The sequence below is a fragment of the Streptomyces sp. NPDC059455 genome (genome assembly GCF_042750115.1).
In the GTDB taxonomy this organism is placed as follows: Bacteria; Actinomycetota; Actinomycetes; order Streptomycetales; family Streptomycetaceae; genus Streptomyces; species Streptomyces endocoffeicus.
This window is the reverse complement of the sequence record NZ_JBHYVB010000030.1, coordinates 1-16,113: the sequence shown is the minus strand read 5'-3', so window position 1 is coordinate 16,113 and position 16,113 is coordinate 1. Positions and strand designations below refer to the sequence as shown.

The window sequence follows — 16,113 nt, the reverse complement described above, 5'->3', positions numbered from 1 at the left end:
GGTGTCGTCCCCCCTTGTAGATGTGCAGAGCCCATGGGACCGACAGGATGCCGTAAATGAACCTCGACCACGCGGTGACACAGCACCGCACCCTGATCGTCGAGGGCTGCGACGGAGTCGGCAGGGACGCGCTGCTGACCGGTCTCGCCCGCCGGCACGGCTACACCGTCACCCGCGCCTCCCGCGACCTCCCCCATGTCGACCCGGTCCGGCCGTACCGCGAACTCCTCCAGCACGACGGCGCCCTCGCGGTCGACGCCGCGCTGGTCGGCGAGCTCGTCTACGGGCCGCTGCGCCGTGGCCACTCCCGGGTGACGTGGATTCAGGCGTTCGACTTCGCCGAGGCGGTGGCCGAGCGCCACGGCGCCTTCGTCCATGTGACCGCCCCGGTGCATGTGCTGGAGGACCGGCTGGCCGCGGGCGGCGCCTCGGCGGCGGCCCTCGCGGAGATCGACGCCGCGGTCACCGGCTATGACCACGCCTTTTCCACCCTCGCCGAGCACGCCCCGATCCTCACCGTCGAGGAGCGGCCGGCCTCCGCCGGCGGTCCGGACCCGGATCCGGGCCACGGCGCGGCGGCGCCGGAGCCCCCGGTGGCCTCGTTCGCCCGGCCCTTCCCGCGCATCCGTTCCCCCGTGCCGTTCGCCGAGCAGAGCTGAACTCCCCGGCACCGGCCCTAAGTTGGTGCCCCGCGAATCGCATCCGCACGGCAGGAGACTGGCGCTATGACAGACGGCTCGTCGCCCCCCGACCAGCAGGCCATCACCAAGATCGACACCACGGTGCCGCATTCGGCCCGGATCTGGAACTACTGGATGGGCGGCAAGGACAACTACGAAGTCGACCGGATCGCCGGTGACGAGTACCGGGAGGTCGCCCCGAACATCGAGACCATGGCCCGCGCCTCGCGCGCGTACCTCATCCGCACCGTCACCCATGTGGCGGGCGAGTGCGGGATCCGGCAGTTCCTGGACATCGGCACCGGGCTGCCCACCTACGACAACACCCACCAGGTGGCCCAGCGGGTGGCGCCCGAGGCCCGCATCGTCTACGTGGACAACGACCCCCTCGTGCTCCGGCACGCCCAGGCGCTGCTCACCAGCACCCGCGAGGGGGTGACCGACTACATCGACGCCGATCTGCACGAGCCCGAGCGGATCATGGAGGCCGCGTCGAAGACGCTCGACTTCGACCGGCCCATCGCCCTGATGCTGATGGGCATCCTCGGCCACATCCAGAACTACGACGAGTCGGTGTCGATCGTGCGGCGGCTCCAGGCCGCCTTACCGTCCGGCAGCTACTTCGTGCACTACGACAGCACCGACACCGACCAGGCGCTCAAGCAGGCCCAGGAGGGCTACGACGACACCGGCGCCGTGCCGTACGTGCTGCGCAGCGTCGAGCAGATCAGCCGCTTCTACGAGGGTCTGGAGCTGATCGAGCCCGGTATCGTGTCGTGTCCGCTGTGGCGCCCGGCCCCCTCCGAGACGGACATCGAGACCACCGATGTCCACGGGGGCGTGGCGCGCAAGCCGTGACGGTGGTGACGACCAAACGAATGGTTCGGCCACCGGGGAGGTAACCCCCGCCCCCGTCGCGTCGTCAGACACGGCGCCGGGAAGCGAGGCGGAGGGACGCGCGGGTGTTCGAGGTCGGAGCCTGGAGAGTGCCCTCCGTCAAGCGACTGCTGCGGGCGTCGGTCGCCGGTGCCCCCGTCGTCGTACGGCAGCGCCGCGGCCCCCAGGACGAGGCGCCGGGGCGGCCGCGGCACCTGGCCATCATCATGGACGGCAACGGCCGCTGGGCCGCCCTGCGCGGCCTCTCCCGCACCCGCGGCCATCAGGCGGGGGTGCTCGCGCTGCCGCGGGTGGTGGACACGGCCCTGGAGGAGGGCATCGAACACCTGTCGCTGTTCTTATTCTCCACCGAGAACTGGAACCGGCCGCGCGCCGAGGTGGCCGCCCTGATGCGGCTCACCGCCCAGCTCGCGGATGTCTTCCGCGGCTACGGAGAGCGAGGGGTGCGGCTGCGCTGGCTGGGTTCGGAGGCCCGGCTCCCCCGGGCCACGCTGACCGCGCTCCGCCGCGCGGAGGACGAAACCCGCGACAACCGCGCCATGACGCTGGCCTTCTGCTTCAACCACGGCGGCCGGGAGGAGATCGCCCGCGCCGCCACCTCGCTGGCCCGCGCCTCGGCGGACGGCGCGCTGGACCCCGGGCTCATCGACGAGGCCCTGTTCACCCGCCATCTGCCGCACGCCGATCTGCCGGACATCGACATGCTGGTGCGCACCTCCGGGGAGCAGCGCATCTCCAACTTCATGCTCTGGCGGGCGGCCTACGCGGAGCTCTTCTTCGTGGACACCCTGTGGCCCGACTTCACCGGTGAGGAGCTCCGCGCGCTGCTGATCGCGTTCGGGGCCCGTAAGCGGCGTTTTGGCGCGGGCGTCGGCCCCGTCTGACGCGCCCGCCGCTGCTACCACGACGGGCCGCAGTCGGCCGACGACGCATCGCGACACTTCCCGCGGAGCGCTCAGCGGATCTGAACGCCGGAGAGGGTGCGGGCGATGACCAGGCGCTGGATCTCGCTGGTGCCCTCGAAGATCGTATAAATGGCGGCGTCGCGGTGCATCCGCTCGACCGGGTACTCGCGGGTGAAGCCGTTGCCGCCGAGGATCTGCACCGCCTGGGCGGTGACCTGCTTGGCGGTCTCACTGGCGAACAGCTTGGACATGGAGCCCTCGGCAGACTCGAAGGGCCGGCCGCTCACGGCCATCCACGAAGCGCGCCACACCATCAGCCGCGCGGCGTCGATCCGGGTGCGCATATCGGCGAGCTGGAAGGCGACGCCCTGGTTGTCGATGATGGGGCGGCCGAACTGCTGCCGGGTCTTGGCGTAGTCCAGCGCGACCTCGTACGCGGCGCGGGCGGTGCCGACCGCCATGGCGCCGACGGCCGGGCGGGACGCCTCGAAGGTGGCCATCGCGGCGTTCTTCAGCCGCTCCCCGCCCGACTTGGCCCTCTCCCGGGCGCGTGCGAGGCGTTCGTCCAGCTTCTCCTTGCCCCCGAGCAGGCAGCTGCCGGGCACCCGCACCTGGTCGAGGACCACCTCGGCGGTGTGCGAGGCGCGGATGCCGTGCTTCTTGAACTTCTGGCCCTGGGACAGCCCGGGGGTGCCGGGCGGGATGATGAACGAGGCGTGGCCCTTGGAGCCGACGTCGGGGTCGACGACCGCGACCACCACATGGACATTGGCGATACCGCCGTTGGTGGCCCAGGTCTTGGTGCCGTTCAGCACCCATTCGTCCTTGGCCTCGTCGTAGACGGCGCGGGTGCGCATCGAGCCGACGTCGGAGCCCGCGTCGGGCTCGGAGGAGCAGAAGGCGGCGACCTTCACATCGTCGGCGTCGCCGTACATCTGCGGGATCCAGGTGCCGATCTGCTCCTCGGTGCCGTTGGCGAGGACGCCGACGGCGGCGAGGCCGGTGCCGACGATGGACAGGGCGATGCCCGCGTCGCCCCAGAACAGCTCCTCCATGGTCATGGGGATGCCGAGGCCCGTGGGGTCGAAGTACTGCTGGGCGTAGAAGTCGAGGGAGTACAGGCCGATCTTGGCGGCCTCCTGGATAATCGGCCAGGGGGTCTCCTCGCGCTCGTCCCATTCGGCGGCGGCCGGGCGCATGACGTCCGCGGCGAAGCCGTGGATCCAGTCGCGCACCGCCTTCTGATCGTCGTCGAGCTCGAACGAGAACTCCGCCATGACCCCTCCACGTGCTTGTTACCTGCGGTAACAGCAGTCTGTTACCGCCCAGTAGGCAATGTCAACTCCCCCGGGCACGCGGGCCCCGCTCCCCGCTCGGGTGTTACGTTGCGCAGAGCGCGGAGCGCGATCGCGCCGGTAAGCGCGAGGGGCGTAAGGCGCGAGTACGACATCGGGGGCGGGGAGGCAACGCATGCGGACCGGGACCAGCCAGCGGGACGACCAGCGACAGACGGCCCAGCAGAGGCGCAAGGAACTGCTGGAGGCCGCGGACCGGGTGGTACTGCGCGACGGGCCAGAGGCCTCGATGAACGCCATCGCCGCCGAAGCGGGCATCACCAAGCCCATTCTGTACCGCCACTTCGGCGACAAGGGCGGACTGTACCGCGCGCTCGCCAAGCGCCACACCGACGCCCTGCTCGCCTCGCTGCGCGCGGCCCTGGACGCGCCCGCCGACGACCGCCGGCAGCGCGTGGAGGCCACGCTGGACACCTATCTGGCCGCGATCGAGGCGCGGCCCCAGGTGTACCGCTTCCTGATGCACCCGGCCGACCACGGCCAGCAGGAGCCGGAGCAGACCTTCGACGTGGGCCACCACTCCGCCCCGCTGCTGCGGCGGCTCGGCGAGGAACTGGCCACGGTGATCGCCGAGCGGGTGGAGCTGGGCCCCGGCGGTGCCGAGGTGGCCCGGGTCTGGGGCCATGGGATCGTCGGCATGATGCACGCGGCCGGTGACTGGTGGCTGCGCGACCGACCCTGCGCACGCGGCCAGTTGGTGCACCATCTCACCGATCTGCTGTGGGGGCGGCTGTCGCTGGCGGACGACCGGGTCGGCGCACCGGGGTTCTGAGACCCCGCACATCGCTCGCGGCCCGCCCGTAAGCCCGCTGGTGCCCCGGCTCGAACGGGCCCCGCGCCCCGGGGAGGTGCCGACGGATCGTGACGCCTGCGGCGTGGGGCTCCGCCCCAGACCCCGCTCCTCAATCTCCCCCAGCTACCGCTGGGAGGTGCCCCCTGGAGGGCTGGAATGGATCCAGGGGTGAGGCCCCTGCCACGCGGCGGACACCCCGCAGGTCCCTACGCCCTCACAGTCCCGGCGCCCGGCGACGGCGCCCAGGGGGCGCGGCGGATCGCCCGCAGCGCCCGGCGCCGCCGCAGCCCGGTCAGCCGGTCGACGAACAGCCCGCCGTCCAGATGGTCGCACTCGTGCTGCAGACAGCGCGCGAAGAAGCCCGTGCCCTCGATCCGCACCGGCTCCCCGGTCATCGTCGCGCCCTCGATCACCACATGGTCGTAGCGCGGGGTGCCCGCCTCGACGCCCGGCAGCGACAGACAGCCCTCCGGCCCGCGCACCGTCACCCCGTCGGCCGCGACCGGCCGGGGATTGACGACATGCCCCAGATGGCGGTGGTCCTCGTCGTCCGGGCAGTCGAAGACGAAGACCCGCAGCCCCACACCGATCTGATTGGCCGCGAGGCCCACCCCGTGGGCCGCGTACATCGTCGCGTACATGTCCTCGATCAGCAGGGCCAGCTCGGCGTCGAACGCGGTGACCTCCTCGCACGGCGCGCGCAGCGCCGGATCGCCGAAGAGCCGCAGGGGCCGTACCGCTCCGCGGCTGCCCGGGATCACGCCATGTCGCATGGCAGCAAAGCCTACGGCGCCGGTGAGGTGTGCCCCACGCGCGCGGACGGAATTCGGGACAGCCGCCGGATCTCGATAGGCTGCTCTCCGACCGTGGCCTCCCGGCTGGCGATGCGGCGCGGAGGGGGCATACCACCGGCGCCTCGGGGGGCAGAAGCGGCGCCGGTATGCGAGGAGGATCGAGAAGACGATGGCAGGCAACTCGGAGCCGCTGTCACCGCGGGCCAAGCTGGCCGTGACGGCGGGCAGGGCCGCGGCGGCGGTATCGAAGGCCGCGGGCCGCGGCAGCGGATCGGTGATCGGCGGCAAGGTGGCCCTGCGCCTCGACCCCGATCTGCTGAGCAGGCTGGCGCAGCACCTGGACGTCATCCTGGTGTCGGCGACCAACGGCAAGACCACGACCACCCGGCTCATCGCCGAGGCGCTGCGGGCGGCCGGCCCGGTCGTCTCCAACGCGCTGGGCGCCAATATGCCGGCCGGTATCACCTCGGCCCTGGCGGGCGGCTCCGATGCCCGCTACGGCGTCATCGAGGTCGACGAGAAGTACCTCGCCGGTGTGGCGCGCGACACCGAGCCCAAGGCCATCGCGCTCCTCAACCTCTCCCGTGACCAGCTCGACCGCGCCGCCGAGACCCGGATGCTCGCCGAGAAGTGGCGCGAGGGCCTGACCGGCAGCAAGGCGGTCGTGATCGCCAACGCCGACGACCCGCTGATCGTCTGGGCCGCCTCCTCCAGCCCCAATGTGGTGTGGGTCGCGGCCGGGCAGGAGTGGAAGGACGACGCCTGGTCCTGCCCGTCCTGCGGCGGTGTGCTGCAGCGCCCGGGCGACGACTGGGTCTGCGGTGAGTGCGGCTTCCGCCGCCCGGTGCCCAGCTGGGCGCTGAACGGCGACTACGTCCTCGACCCGCACGGCGCCGCCTGGCCCATCCAGCTCCAGCTCCCCGGCCGCGCCAACAAGGCCAACGCGGCCACCTCGGCCGCCGTCGCCGCCACCTTCGGGGTGCCCCCGCAGGTCGCGCTGGAGCGGATGTACCAGGTCCAGGCCGTGGCCGGCCGGTATGACGTGGTCACCTTCCAGGAGCGCCAGCTGCGGCTGCTGCTGGCGAAGAACCCGGCCGGCTGGCTGGAGACGTTCTCGCTGATCGACCCCCCGCCCACCCCGGTGATCCTCTCGGTGAACGCGCGCGGCGCGGACGGCACCGACACCTCCTGGCTGTGGGACGTGGACTACACCCGGCTCGCCGGGCACCCGATCTGTGTGATCGGCGACCGCAAGCTGGACCTCGCGGTGCGCCTGGAGGTCGCCGGGCTCGACTTCCGGGTCTGCGCCGACGCGGACGAGGCGGTGCGGATCTCCCCGCCCGGCCGCATCGAGGTGATCGCCAACTACACCGCGTTCCAGGACCTGCGCCGCCGGGTCGGCAACTGACCCCCGTACGAGGAGACACGACGATGCGTAGCACGAGCCAGAACGGCCTGCGTCTGGTGTGGGTCTACCCCGACCTGCTGAGCACGTACGGGGACCAGGGCAACGTCCTGGTGGTGGAGCGCCGGGCGCGGCAGCGCGGGCTGGACGTCTCCCGCCTGGACGTCCGCTCCGACCAGCAGATCCCCACCTCCGGGGACATCTACCTGATCGGCGGCGGTGAGGACCGCCCGCAGCGGCTGGCCGCCGAGCGGCTGATGCGGGACGGCGGGCTGAACCGCGCGGTCGCCAACGGGGCGATCGTCTTCTCGGTGTGCGCCGGGTACCAGATCCTCGGCCACGAGTTCGTCAACGACCTCGGCCAGCGCCAGCAGGGCCTGGGCCTGCTGGACGTGGTCAGCACCCGCGGCGAGGGCGCCCGGTGCGTCGGGGACGTGCTGGCCGACATCGACGAGCGGCTGGCGCTGCCCCCGCTGACCGGCTTCGAGAACCACCAGGGCGTCACCCACCTGGGCCCGACCGCCCGCCCCTTCGCCCGGGTCCGGTTCGGCAACGGAAACGGCACCGGGGACGGCTTCGAGGGCGCGTACAGCGACACCGTCTTCGGGACGTACATGCACGGCCCGGTGATGGCCCGCAATCCGCACATCGCGGACCACCTGCTGAAGCTGGCCCTCGATGTGAACGCGCTGCCGCCGGTCAACGACCAGTGGTACGAGGCGCTGCGCAACGAGCGGATCGCGGCGGCGACCCAGCCCGCCTGAGCCGCGCCCCGCTCGCTCGAGCGCAGCTCAGACGCCGTTCGAACGCTGGGTGACCGCATGGCGGACATCAGGCCGGCAACCGCGCCCCCGCCGCCCGCCCGCTTGTAGGGTGGCGGGGTCCCGCCGGACGACGCGGTCCGGCCGTCGGCCCCCATCTCAGACAGAGGTATGCGTGCCATGCGCATTGGTGTGCTCACGTCCGGCGGCGACTGCCCCGGCCTGAACGCGGTCATCAGGTCAATCGTCCACCGCGCCACCGTCGACCACGGCGATGAGGTGATCGGCTTCCAGGACGGCTGGAAGGGCCTGCTGGAGTGCGACTACCGCAAGCTGGACCTGGACGCCGTGAGCGGCATCCTGGCCCTCGGCGGCACCATCCTCGGCTCCACCCGGGTGCGCCCCGAGCATCTGCGGGACGGCGTGGAGCGGGCCAAGGGGCATGTGGCGGAGCTCGGCCTGGACGCGGTCATCCCCATCGGCGGGGAGGGCACGCTCAAGGCCGCCCGGCTGCTCTCGGACGCCGGACTGCCGATCGTCGGCGTGCCCAAGACCATCGACAACGACATCGCCTCGACCGATGTGACCTTCGGCTTCGACACCGCGGTCGGAGTCGCCACCGAGGCCCTGGACCGGCTCAAGACCACCGCGGAGTCCCATCAGCGGGTACTGATCGTCGAGGTCATGGGGCGGCACACCGGCTGGATCGCGCTGCACTCGGGCATGGCCGCGGGCGCCCACGCCATCGTCGTCCCGGAGCGCCCGTTCGACATCGAGGAGCTGGCCGGGACCGTCGGGGCGCGGTTCGAGGCGGGCAAGAAGTTCGCGATCGTGGTGGTGGCCGAGGGCGCCAAGCCGCGCGAGGGCACGATGGACTACGAGGCCGGCGGCAAGGACGTCTACGGCCATGAGCGCTTCGCGGGCATCGCCCGCCATCTCTCCGTGGAGCTCGAGCGGCGGCTCGGCAAGGAGGCTCGGGCGGTCATCCTGGGCCATGTGCAGCGCGGTGGCACCCCGACGGCGTACGACAGGGTGCTGGCCACCCGCTTCGGCTGGCACGCGGTCGAGGCCGTCCACCGCGGCGAATTCGGCACGATCACGGCGCTGCGCGGCACGGACATCACCCTGGTGCCGCTCGCGACGGCCGTGGAGCGGCTGAAGACGGTCCCCACCGAGCGGTATGCCGAGGCCGAGTGCGTGCTGTGATCTGAGCGGTTCTAGGCTGGTGCGAGCACATTTCGTGCGCACTGGGAGGAGAGCCGATGGATCACGGCGGGCACGGCATGATGATGGATCTGCCGCCGTTCACGCTGTCGCGCGGGCTGGAGTTCGGCGGCGATCCGTTCTTCCTGGTCGGCTGTGTGCTGGCGCTCGGTCTTTACGGCTGGGGCGTCGTGCGACTGCGGCGGCGCGGTGACGCCTGGCCGGTGGGGCGCGTGGTCTCCTTCGTGCTCGGGGTGCTGACCATCGCGGTCGCGATGTGCACCAAGCTGAATGACTACGGCATGGTCATGTTCAGCGTCCATATGGTGCAGCACATGATCATCAGCATGGTCTCGCCGATCCTGCTGCTGCTGGGCGCGCCGGTCACGCTGACCCTGCGGGCCCTCCCGGCGGCCGGGCGCGGCCGCAAGGGGCCCCGGGAACTGCTGGTCGCGCTGTTGCACAGCCGCTATATGCGGATCATCACCCACCCGGCGTTCACCATCCCGCTGTTCATCGCGAGCCTGTACGCGCTGTACTTCACCCCGCTCTTCGACTTCCTGATGGACAGCAAGGCCGGGCATATCGCGATGATGGTCCACTTCCTCGCGGTGGGCCTGGTCTTCTTCTGGCCGATCATGGGCGTGGACCCGGGCCCGCACCGGCCCGGCTATGTGATGCGGATGCTGGAGCTGTTCGCGGGCATGCCGTTCCACGCGTTCTTCGGGATCGCGCTGATGATGGCGTCCGAGCCCATGGTCGGCACGTACAAGCACCCGCCCGCCTCGCTGGGCATCGACGCGCTGTCGGACCAGACCTGGGCGGGCGGTATCGCCTGGGCCTTCAGCGAGATCCCGTCGGTGATCGTGCTGGTGGCGCTGGTCTACCAGTGGTACAAGTCCGAGCAGCGCCAGGCGCGGCGTATCGACCGCACCGCGGACCGGGACGGCGACCAGGAGCTCGCGGCGTACAACGCCTATCTGGCCTCGCTCCAGTCCCGGAGCCAGTGACCTCGTTCGAGTACCGGAGCCACTGACCCGGCTCCAGTACCGGAGCCACTGAGTCCGGAGGGGTCCGCCGGGTCTTCCCGCTGCGGCGGGGAGGGGAAAGACCCGCCGGACACCCCGTAGCGGCCGGGGCCCGGACCGCGAGACCATGGACCCGGGCCCTGGGTGGGCCCAGGTCTTGGCGAAGGGGCGTCGGGACCGCCGTGAGGAGGTCGGGGATGCCCGGTTCCGCGAAGGCGATGACGGTGGCCACGGTGGGGGGTCTGGTGCTGGTGACGGCCTACACCGTGGCTCTGGGGAGCAACGGCTGGCTCTGGTTCAGCTGGGTGGTGCTCGGACTGCTGACCGTGGGGGTCGTGGTGGCCCGGGGCTGATCTCTACCGGGCGGAGGACCCCTTCGGAGCGGATCCCGAGTCCCTGCCCAGCAGCCGCCGCCATAACGCCGCCCACCACGGGACGCGCCCCGGGCCCGGCGCCTCGGGGCCGGACCGGACCGGTGCCGGGGCCGACGCCTCCTCGGGCATCGAGGGCATCCGCTGCCGAGGGGACAGGAGGGCCTCGACGGGGAGGTCCATGATGTCCGGCTCGGGGCGCCGGGGCATGAACTCCACCGGCAGCTCCACGAGATGGCGGGAGATCCAGGACGAGAGCCAGGTCAGCTCGGACTCGTCCACGGCCAGCCGCAGATCGGGCAGGCGCAGCAGCAGGGTGTCGATGGCGGTGTCCGTGATGGCCCGGCCGATGTCCTGCCCCGGGCATTCATGGGGGCCGCCGCTGAAGGCGAGATGGGACCGGTTGCCGTACATGGGCGCGGCGATGTCGGGGCGGATGGCCGGGTCGACGTTCCCGGCGGCCAGCCCCAGCAGCAGCATGTCCCCGGCCTTGATCCGCTGACCGCCCAGCTCGGTGTCCCCGGTGGCCCAGCGGCCGGGGACGACCGTGAGCGGGGGCTCGTTCCACAGCACGTGCTCGATGGCGTCCGGCAGCGTCATATGGCCGCCGGCCAGGGAGGCGCGGAAGCGCGGGTCGGTGAGGACCATGCGCAGCGTGTTGGCCATCAGATTGGTGGTGGTCTCGTTGCCGGTGAGCAGCACCAGCCGCAGATGCTGGACCACCTCCTCCTCGGTGAGGCCGGAGGGGTGGGCCAGCAGCCAGGACGCCAGGTCCTCGCCCGGTTCGGCGCGCTTGCGGTCCACCAGGCCCTTGAGGGCGTCGGTGACGTACGCGTCGCTGCGCAGGGCCGTCTCGGTGCCCTTCATCAGGTCCCGGGTGGCCTCGACCAGCCGTGGGCCGTACTCGTCGGGCATGCCCAGCAGTTGGGTGAGGACGAGCATGGGCAGCTGCTGGGCGAAGGCGGTGACCATTTCCGCGCCCCCGTCGGCGCAGAAGTCGTTCACCAGCTCGTGGGTGAAGCGGGTGACATGGCGGCGGATCCCGCGGCGGTCGAAGCGCCCCATGGACTCGGTGAGCGCGGCCCGCAGCCGCTCGTGCTCGTCGCCGTCGGCGAAGGTGCACATGGGCTGCCAGCCGACCACCGGCAGCAGGGGCGAGTCGGCGGCGATCCCGCCGTCCTTCCAGGCGTGCCAGTGGCGGGAGTCGCGGGAGAAGCGGGAGGGGGTGCGGGAGACCTCCAGGTTCTCGCGGTAGCCCAGCAGCAGCCAGGCCGGTATGCCACCGTCGAGCACGATCGGGGCCACCGGGCCGTGCTCGGCGCGCAGCCGCTCGTACAGCCCCATCGGGTCCTTCTCGTTCTCGGGCCCGAGGAGGTCCACCAGACCGGCGTCTGGGTCGGAGAGCGCGGTGTGGACGGGGCACCGGGTGGGCGGCGGATCGGCGGGCCCGGTGCCGGGGTCGTCGGGATGAGGAGTCACGGTGTCTCCGGGGTCACGGTGTGGAGGGATTGCAGATGGCGTACGAGGGCGAGGAGGGTGTCGCGGCTGGAGGTCCGGTCGCGGGCATCGCAGTCGATCATCGGGACGGAGTCGGGGAGGTCCATGGCCGCGCGCAGGTCCGCCATGGGGTGGACGGGGGCCTCGGGGAACGCGTTGACCGCGATCACGAACGGCACCCCGCGTTCCTCCAGCCGCCCGACCGCGTCGAAGCTGACCTCCAGACGGCGGGTGTCGATCAGGACCACGGCGCCCAGGGCGCCCTCGAAGAGGCCGTTCCACAGGAACCAGAACCGCTCCTGGCCGGGGGTGCCGAACAGATAGAGCACCAGCCGTTCGTTGAGGCTGATCCGGCCGAAGTCCATCGCGACGGTGGTCTCGGTCTTGCGCTCGATCCCGGCGATGTCGTCGACGCCGACCCCGGCCTGGGTCATGGTCTCCTCGGTGGTCAGCGGGCGGATCTCGCTCACCGAGCCGACCATGGTGGTCTTGCCGACGCCGAAGCCGCCGACGATCACGACCTTGACGGCGGCGGCCGCGGAGGCCGGGAGGGTGTCCTCGCTGCGCGGTCCGGCGATTCCCTCAGAGGTTCTGTAGTCCATGCATCACCGCCTGCAGCAGTTCGGGGTCGGGCAGCACGGCGGCCGGGACCGGCGCCCTGACCTCCACCCGGTCGTCCCGCAGCAGCCCCGCGAGGAGCACGGTGACGGTGGAGACGGGCAGGACCAGATACGCGGAGATCTCGGCCACCGAGAGCGGGAACTGGCACATCCTCAGCACGGCCGCGGCCTCGGGTGCCATCCCCGGCTCCGGTTCGGCGCGCGCCACGATGAGGCTGACGAGCTCGACGGGCCGGTGCCGGGGTTCCTGCGGGGCGCGGCCGCGGCTGACCGTGTAGAGCCGCTCCGGGCCGCCCTCGTCCCACGGCTTGCCGGGCTCGCTCATGTGACGCGTCCGTCGACCCGCGGCGGGCTGCTGAGGTGCTCCCCGAGCCGGGCGACGAGGTCTCTCATGCACTGGCCCATCAGCCCGGCGTCCACGCTGTCCTCGGCGAGCACCGCCAGATAGGAGCTGGTACCGGCCGCCATCAGATAGAAGAACCCGCCGTCGACCTCGATGACGACCAGCCGCATCCGGCCGTCCCCGTCGGGGAATTCGGCGGCGATCGCACCGGAGAGGCTCTGCAGCCCGGCGCAGGCGGCGGCCAGGCGGTCGGCGGTGTCCTTGTCCGTGCCCACCTGGGCCATGCACAGGCCGTCCGAGGACAGCAGGACCACGTGCCGGGTCTCCGGAACGCTGGACGCCAGGTCCCGGAGCATCCAGTCCATGTTGAACCGCGGTTGCGTCACTTGCCTACTCATCCTTGTCCGACGTGTTCGGGGTGTTCGGGGTGCTCGAGCTGTCCGGGGTGCTGGGGGACTTCCGGGGGTCCGGCGCGTCCGTGGCGGCGTCCGCCGCCGGGATCGGCTCGCCGTTGAGCCCCTTGGTGAAGGCGTCCAGCCAGATCCCCGGCTGTACCGGCTGCCGGGCCGGTTCACGGGGCGGGGCGGGCGCCGCCGGGGGCGCGGAGTCGGCACGGAACGACTGGGGGGCTGGCGGGGCGACCATGGGCATCCGGCGGCGGCGCTGCGGGAGTCCGGCGCCGTTCTGCCGGAAGCCGGGGCCGGGGCGGCCCTGCGCCACCGGGCCGGTGCGGGTGGGCGACGGCAGCGGGGTGGCTCGCTTGATGGGCTTGGGCGGGGGCAGTTTGGCCGCGCGGGCGATCGCGCCGCCGGGCGCGGGGGTGGGGCAGATGATGTCCTGCGGTACGACCAGCACCGCGCGTACCCCGCCGTACGCCGAGGGCCGCAGCGAGATCTGGAACCGGTACCGCACGGCGAGCCTGCCGACCACGGCCAGGCCGAGCCTCGGTGTCTCGCCCAGGTCGTTGAGGTCGAATCCGGTGGCCGCCTGGAGCAGCACCGCGTCGGTGCGTCTGCGCGCCTCCTCCGACAGGCCCACCCCGGCGTCCTCGATCTCGATCGCGACCCCGGACTGGACCTCGATCGCGGTCAGGTGCACCCGGGTCTTGGGCGGCGAGTAGCGGGTGGCGTTGTCCAGCAGTTCGGCGAGGGCGTGGATCAGCGGCTCCACCGAGGGGCCGACGATGGCGACGTCCGCCACCGAGTGCAGATCCACCCGCTCGTACTCGAGGATGCGGGACATGGCGCCGCGGCAGACGTTGAACAGCGGCACCTCCTTCTGCCACTGGCGGCCCGGCCGGGAGCCGCCCAGGACGGCGATGGAGTCCGCCAGCCGGCCGATGAGGGCGTTGCCGTGGTCCAGGTGCAGCAGATCCTCGAAGACGTCCGGGTCGGCGCCGTGCTTGTCCTCCATCTCCCGCATGTCCTGGGCCTGTTGGTGGACGATGGCCTGCACCCGGCGGGCGATGTTGACGAAGGCCCGCTGGGCCGCGTCCCTCAGGTCCTCCTCGGTCCGCACGGTGTCCAGCACCCACCGCAGCAGTTGCTCGTGGGCGGCGTCGAAGTCCGGGTCGAGACGGGGCGCGTAGTCGACGTCCTTCATCGCCTCGTGCACCATGGCGCCGCGCCGCAGCCGGGCCACCGTCGCGGGGAGCACCTCCCGGGTCAGCCGCCGGATCTCCGCCTCCTGGGCCGCCAGGCGCTGCCGGGACTCGGTCTCCTGGGCGGCGAGCCGGGTGCGCAGCGTGGTGATCAGCCGTCCGCGGCGCATCGCCTCGGCCGCCGCGAAGGCCACCGCGAGCGTCGCCGCCACTCCGCACCAGGCGACCGTGGCCCGCGCCCCGGACGGGACCACGGCGACGGCCAGCGCCGCGCAGAACGCCATCGCGGCGGGAGGGATGACCCATACGAGCGTGGAGGCGGGCCGTCGGCCTCCGGGTGAGGTGCCGCCTCCGGATGAGGTGCCGGCGAAAACCATGGGCATCCTTAAAAACAGCGAAGAGAAAATGAGTGCGAAATGCGGGCGATGAACCAGCCCGTCATGGGCCCTGGAGCATAGCGGTTTCACCGTCGCATGAATCGAAGATGCTTTTTTCTTCGGAATGCATCACGGTGAATTCAAAGAGCGTGAAAAAGCGATCATCTGCACTCACCCTTTGACCGTGAATGATCGGCCGAGGGCGAATCTGCTCATGGCGAAGGAGTCTGGGCAGCGTGGCACTCGGGCCCATAGCGTCCCGGCATGAGTACTGGGAGCGCATGTGTGATCGGGGCGACGGGGCAGATCGGCCGGGCGGCGGTGCGCGCGCTCGCCGAGGAGGGATGGCGGGTGCGGGCCGCCTCGCGCGGCGGGGGCCGCGACGCGAGCTGGCCCGGGTCGGTGGAGAGCGTGGCCGTGGACCGGGACGACGCCGCCGCGGTGGCCGCGCTGATCGGCGACGGCCGCGATGTGGTGCTGGACTGCGTCGCCTACGGCCGGGCGCACGCACGGCAGTTGCTGGGGCTCGCCGACCGGATCGGATCGGCGGTGGTGATCTCCACCGGAGCGGTGTACGAGGACGACCAGGGCCGGGGCTTCGCCACCCAGGACCGGCCGGACGGCGCCCCGCGGTATCCGGTGCCGCTCCCCGAGTCCCAGCGGACCGTCCCGCCGGGCGACGGCTACGGCAGCCGGAAGGTGGCGCTGGAGCGGGAGCTGCTGGCCGCCGGGGACCGGCTGCCGACGACCCTGCTGCGCGCCGGGGCGATCCACGGCCCGCACTGCCGCACCCCGCGTGAGCTGTACTTCGTCAAACGGGCGCTGGACGGGCGGCCGGTGCGGATCCTGGCGCACGGCGGCCGCAGCCGGTTCCATCCGGTGCATGTCGACAACATCGCGGAGCTGGTGCGGCTGGCCGCCCACCGGCCCGGTTCCCGGGTGCTCAACGCGGGCGATCCACAGGCCCCGACGGTCGCCGACATCGCCGCCGCCGTGGACGCGGTGCTGGAGGTGCGCAGCGAGCTGGTACTGGTCGACGGGGAGCCGCCGCATCCGCATGTCGGCAGCACGCCCTGGAGCCTGGCCCACCCCCTCGTCTACGACATGTCCGCGGCCGAACGGGAGTTGGGCTACCGCCCGGTGACCGGCTATGCGGAATCGCTCCCGGCGACCGTCGCCTGGCTGACGGACCGGCTGGCGGCCGACCCGGACTGGCGCACCGCGTTCCCCGACATGGCCGCCGCCTACGGCCCGATGACCGATCTGTTCGACTACGCGGCCGAGGACGCGTGGCTGCGGGGCGGCGGGAACTCCCCCGCGCCCTGATCGACACGGGGCGTAGGGCGTGATCGGCGCGGGGCCGTACGGCGGACAAACGGAACCGGGGCCCCGCGGGGGGGACCGCCGCCCCCCCCCCAACACCCCGCACCACCCCCACAATAATGAACCGCGGCCCCCGCCAGGCGCCCGGGCCCACACGCCCG

The 16,113-nt window shown here is 72.0% G+C and carries 17 protein-coding genes; 10 read left to right on the top strand and 7 right to left on the bottom strand.

The window, feature by feature from the left end; genetic code table 11:
* Positions 1-56 precede the first annotated feature (56 nt).
* The 3 genes from ACFXB5_RS13460 to uppS all read left to right on the top strand — a co-directional run bounded on the left by ACFXB5_RS13460 (position 57) and on the right by uppS (position 2,461).
* Positions 57-659: a hypothetical protein gene (locus ACFXB5_RS13460; RefSeq protein WP_385206481.1), complete on the top strand. Its 603-nt coding sequence runs from the start codon at positions 57-59 to the stop codon at positions 657-659.
* Positions 660-725: 66 nt separating this feature from the next.
* Positions 726-1,538 carry an SAM-dependent methyltransferase gene (locus ACFXB5_RS13455; RefSeq protein WP_385206479.1) on the top strand — a complete coding sequence of 271 codons (813 nt, stop codon included), beginning with the start codon at positions 726-728 and terminating at the stop codon, positions 1,536-1,538.
* 104 nt (positions 1,539-1,642) lie between these two features.
* The gene (uppS, locus tag ACFXB5_RS13450) at positions 1,643-2,461 is read left to right on the top strand and encodes a polyprenyl diphosphate synthase (protein ID WP_385206477.1); all 819 of its coding nucleotides are present in this window, start codon (positions 1,643-1,645) and stop codon (positions 2,459-2,461) included.
* Between the two features lie 71 nt (positions 2,462-2,532).
* On the opposite strand, the gene ACFXB5_RS13445 is transcribed toward uppS, so the two are convergent.
* Positions 2,533-3,759 (bottom strand): acyl-CoA dehydrogenase family protein, encoded by a 1,227-nt coding sequence (locus tag ACFXB5_RS13445; protein ID WP_385206475.1) that lies wholly within the window; start codon positions 3,757-3,759, stop codon positions 2,533-2,535.
* Positions 3,760-3,952: 193 nt separating this feature from the next.
* Between ACFXB5_RS13445 and ACFXB5_RS13440 the strand changes: the two genes are divergently transcribed.
* Positions 3,953-4,609 (top strand): TetR family transcriptional regulator, encoded by a 657-nt coding sequence (locus ACFXB5_RS13440; RefSeq protein ID WP_385206472.1) that lies wholly within the window; start codon positions 3,953-3,955, stop codon positions 4,607-4,609.
* A gap of 227 nt (positions 4,610-4,836) precedes the next feature.
* Here the strand turns inward: ACFXB5_RS13440 and def are convergent, their stop codons facing one another.
* Complete coding sequence (def, locus tag ACFXB5_RS13435) at positions 4,837-5,403, bottom strand: peptide deformylase (protein ID WP_385206469.1); 567 nt, start codon at positions 5,401-5,403, stop codon at positions 4,837-4,839.
* A 190-nt stretch (positions 5,404-5,593) separates the two neighbouring features.
* Between def and ACFXB5_RS13430 the strand changes: the two genes are divergently transcribed.
* From ACFXB5_RS13430 to ACFXB5_RS13410, 5 genes are all read left to right on the top strand, one after another.
* Positions 5,594-6,832 (top strand): MurT ligase domain-containing protein, encoded by a 1,239-nt coding sequence (locus ACFXB5_RS13430; protein ID WP_044568115.1) that lies wholly within the window; start codon positions 5,594-5,596, stop codon positions 6,830-6,832.
* Between the two features lie 23 nt (positions 6,833-6,855).
* Complete coding sequence (locus tag ACFXB5_RS13425) at positions 6,856-7,593, top strand: type 1 glutamine amidotransferase (protein WP_385206467.1); 738 nt, start codon at positions 6,856-6,858, stop codon at positions 7,591-7,593.
* A 177-nt stretch (positions 7,594-7,770) separates the two neighbouring features.
* Positions 7,771-8,796, top strand: a complete 1,026-nt coding sequence (locus ACFXB5_RS13420) for a 6-phosphofructokinase (RefSeq protein WP_385206464.1) — start codon at positions 7,771-7,773, stop codon at positions 8,794-8,796.
* Between the two features lie 56 nt (positions 8,797-8,852).
* The gene (locus ACFXB5_RS13415) at positions 8,853-9,803 is read left to right on the top strand and encodes a cytochrome c oxidase assembly protein (RefSeq protein WP_385206461.1); all 951 of its coding nucleotides are present in this window, start codon (positions 8,853-8,855) and stop codon (positions 9,801-9,803) included.
* 215 nt (positions 9,804-10,018) lie between these two features.
* Complete coding sequence (locus tag ACFXB5_RS13410) at positions 10,019-10,174, top strand: hypothetical protein (RefSeq protein WP_020866563.1); 156 nt, start codon at positions 10,019-10,021, stop codon at positions 10,172-10,174.
* A 3-nt stretch (positions 10,175-10,177) separates the two neighbouring features.
* Here ACFXB5_RS13410 and ACFXB5_RS13405 read toward each other — a convergent pair whose 3' ends face one another.
* Genes ACFXB5_RS13405 through ACFXB5_RS13385 form a run of 5 tightly spaced genes read right to left on the bottom strand, consistent with a single transcriptional unit; the run spans position 10,178 to position 14,629 of the window.
* Entirely contained in the window at positions 10,178-11,671 is a 1,494-nt protein-coding gene (locus ACFXB5_RS13405) for a cytochrome P450 (protein ID WP_385206458.1), read from the bottom strand.
* On the bottom strand, positions 11,668-12,291 hold the full coding sequence (locus ACFXB5_RS13400; RefSeq protein WP_385206456.1) for an ATP/GTP-binding protein: 624 nt from the start codon (positions 12,289-12,291) through the stop codon (positions 11,668-11,670). Before ACFXB5_RS13400 ends, ACFXB5_RS13405 begins: the two co-directional genes overlap by 4 nt.
* On the bottom strand, positions 12,272-12,634 hold the full coding sequence (locus ACFXB5_RS13395) for a DUF742 domain-containing protein (protein ID WP_256651349.1): 363 nt from the start codon (positions 12,632-12,634) through the stop codon (positions 12,272-12,274). The genes ACFXB5_RS13400 and ACFXB5_RS13395 overlap by 20 nt, the downstream gene beginning before the upstream one ends.
* Entirely contained in the window at positions 12,631-13,050 is a 420-nt protein-coding gene (locus ACFXB5_RS13390; protein WP_198274062.1) for a roadblock/LC7 domain-containing protein, read from the bottom strand. Before ACFXB5_RS13390 ends, ACFXB5_RS13395 begins: the two co-directional genes overlap by 4 nt.
* Positions 13,043-14,629, bottom strand: coding sequence for a sensor histidine kinase (locus tag ACFXB5_RS13385; RefSeq protein ID WP_385206453.1), 1,587 nt, complete (start codon positions 14,627-14,629; stop codon positions 13,043-13,045). The genes ACFXB5_RS13390 and ACFXB5_RS13385 overlap by 8 nt, the downstream gene beginning before the upstream one ends.
* 264 nt (positions 14,630-14,893) lie before the next feature.
* Here ACFXB5_RS13385 and ACFXB5_RS13380 point away from each other — a divergent pair, with 264 nt between their 5' ends.
* Positions 14,894-15,955: an NAD-dependent epimerase/dehydratase family protein gene (locus tag ACFXB5_RS13380; protein WP_385206451.1), complete on the top strand. Its 1,062-nt coding sequence runs from the start codon at positions 14,894-14,896 to the stop codon at positions 15,953-15,955.
* The last annotated feature ends 158 nt before the right edge of the window (positions 15,956-16,113 follow it).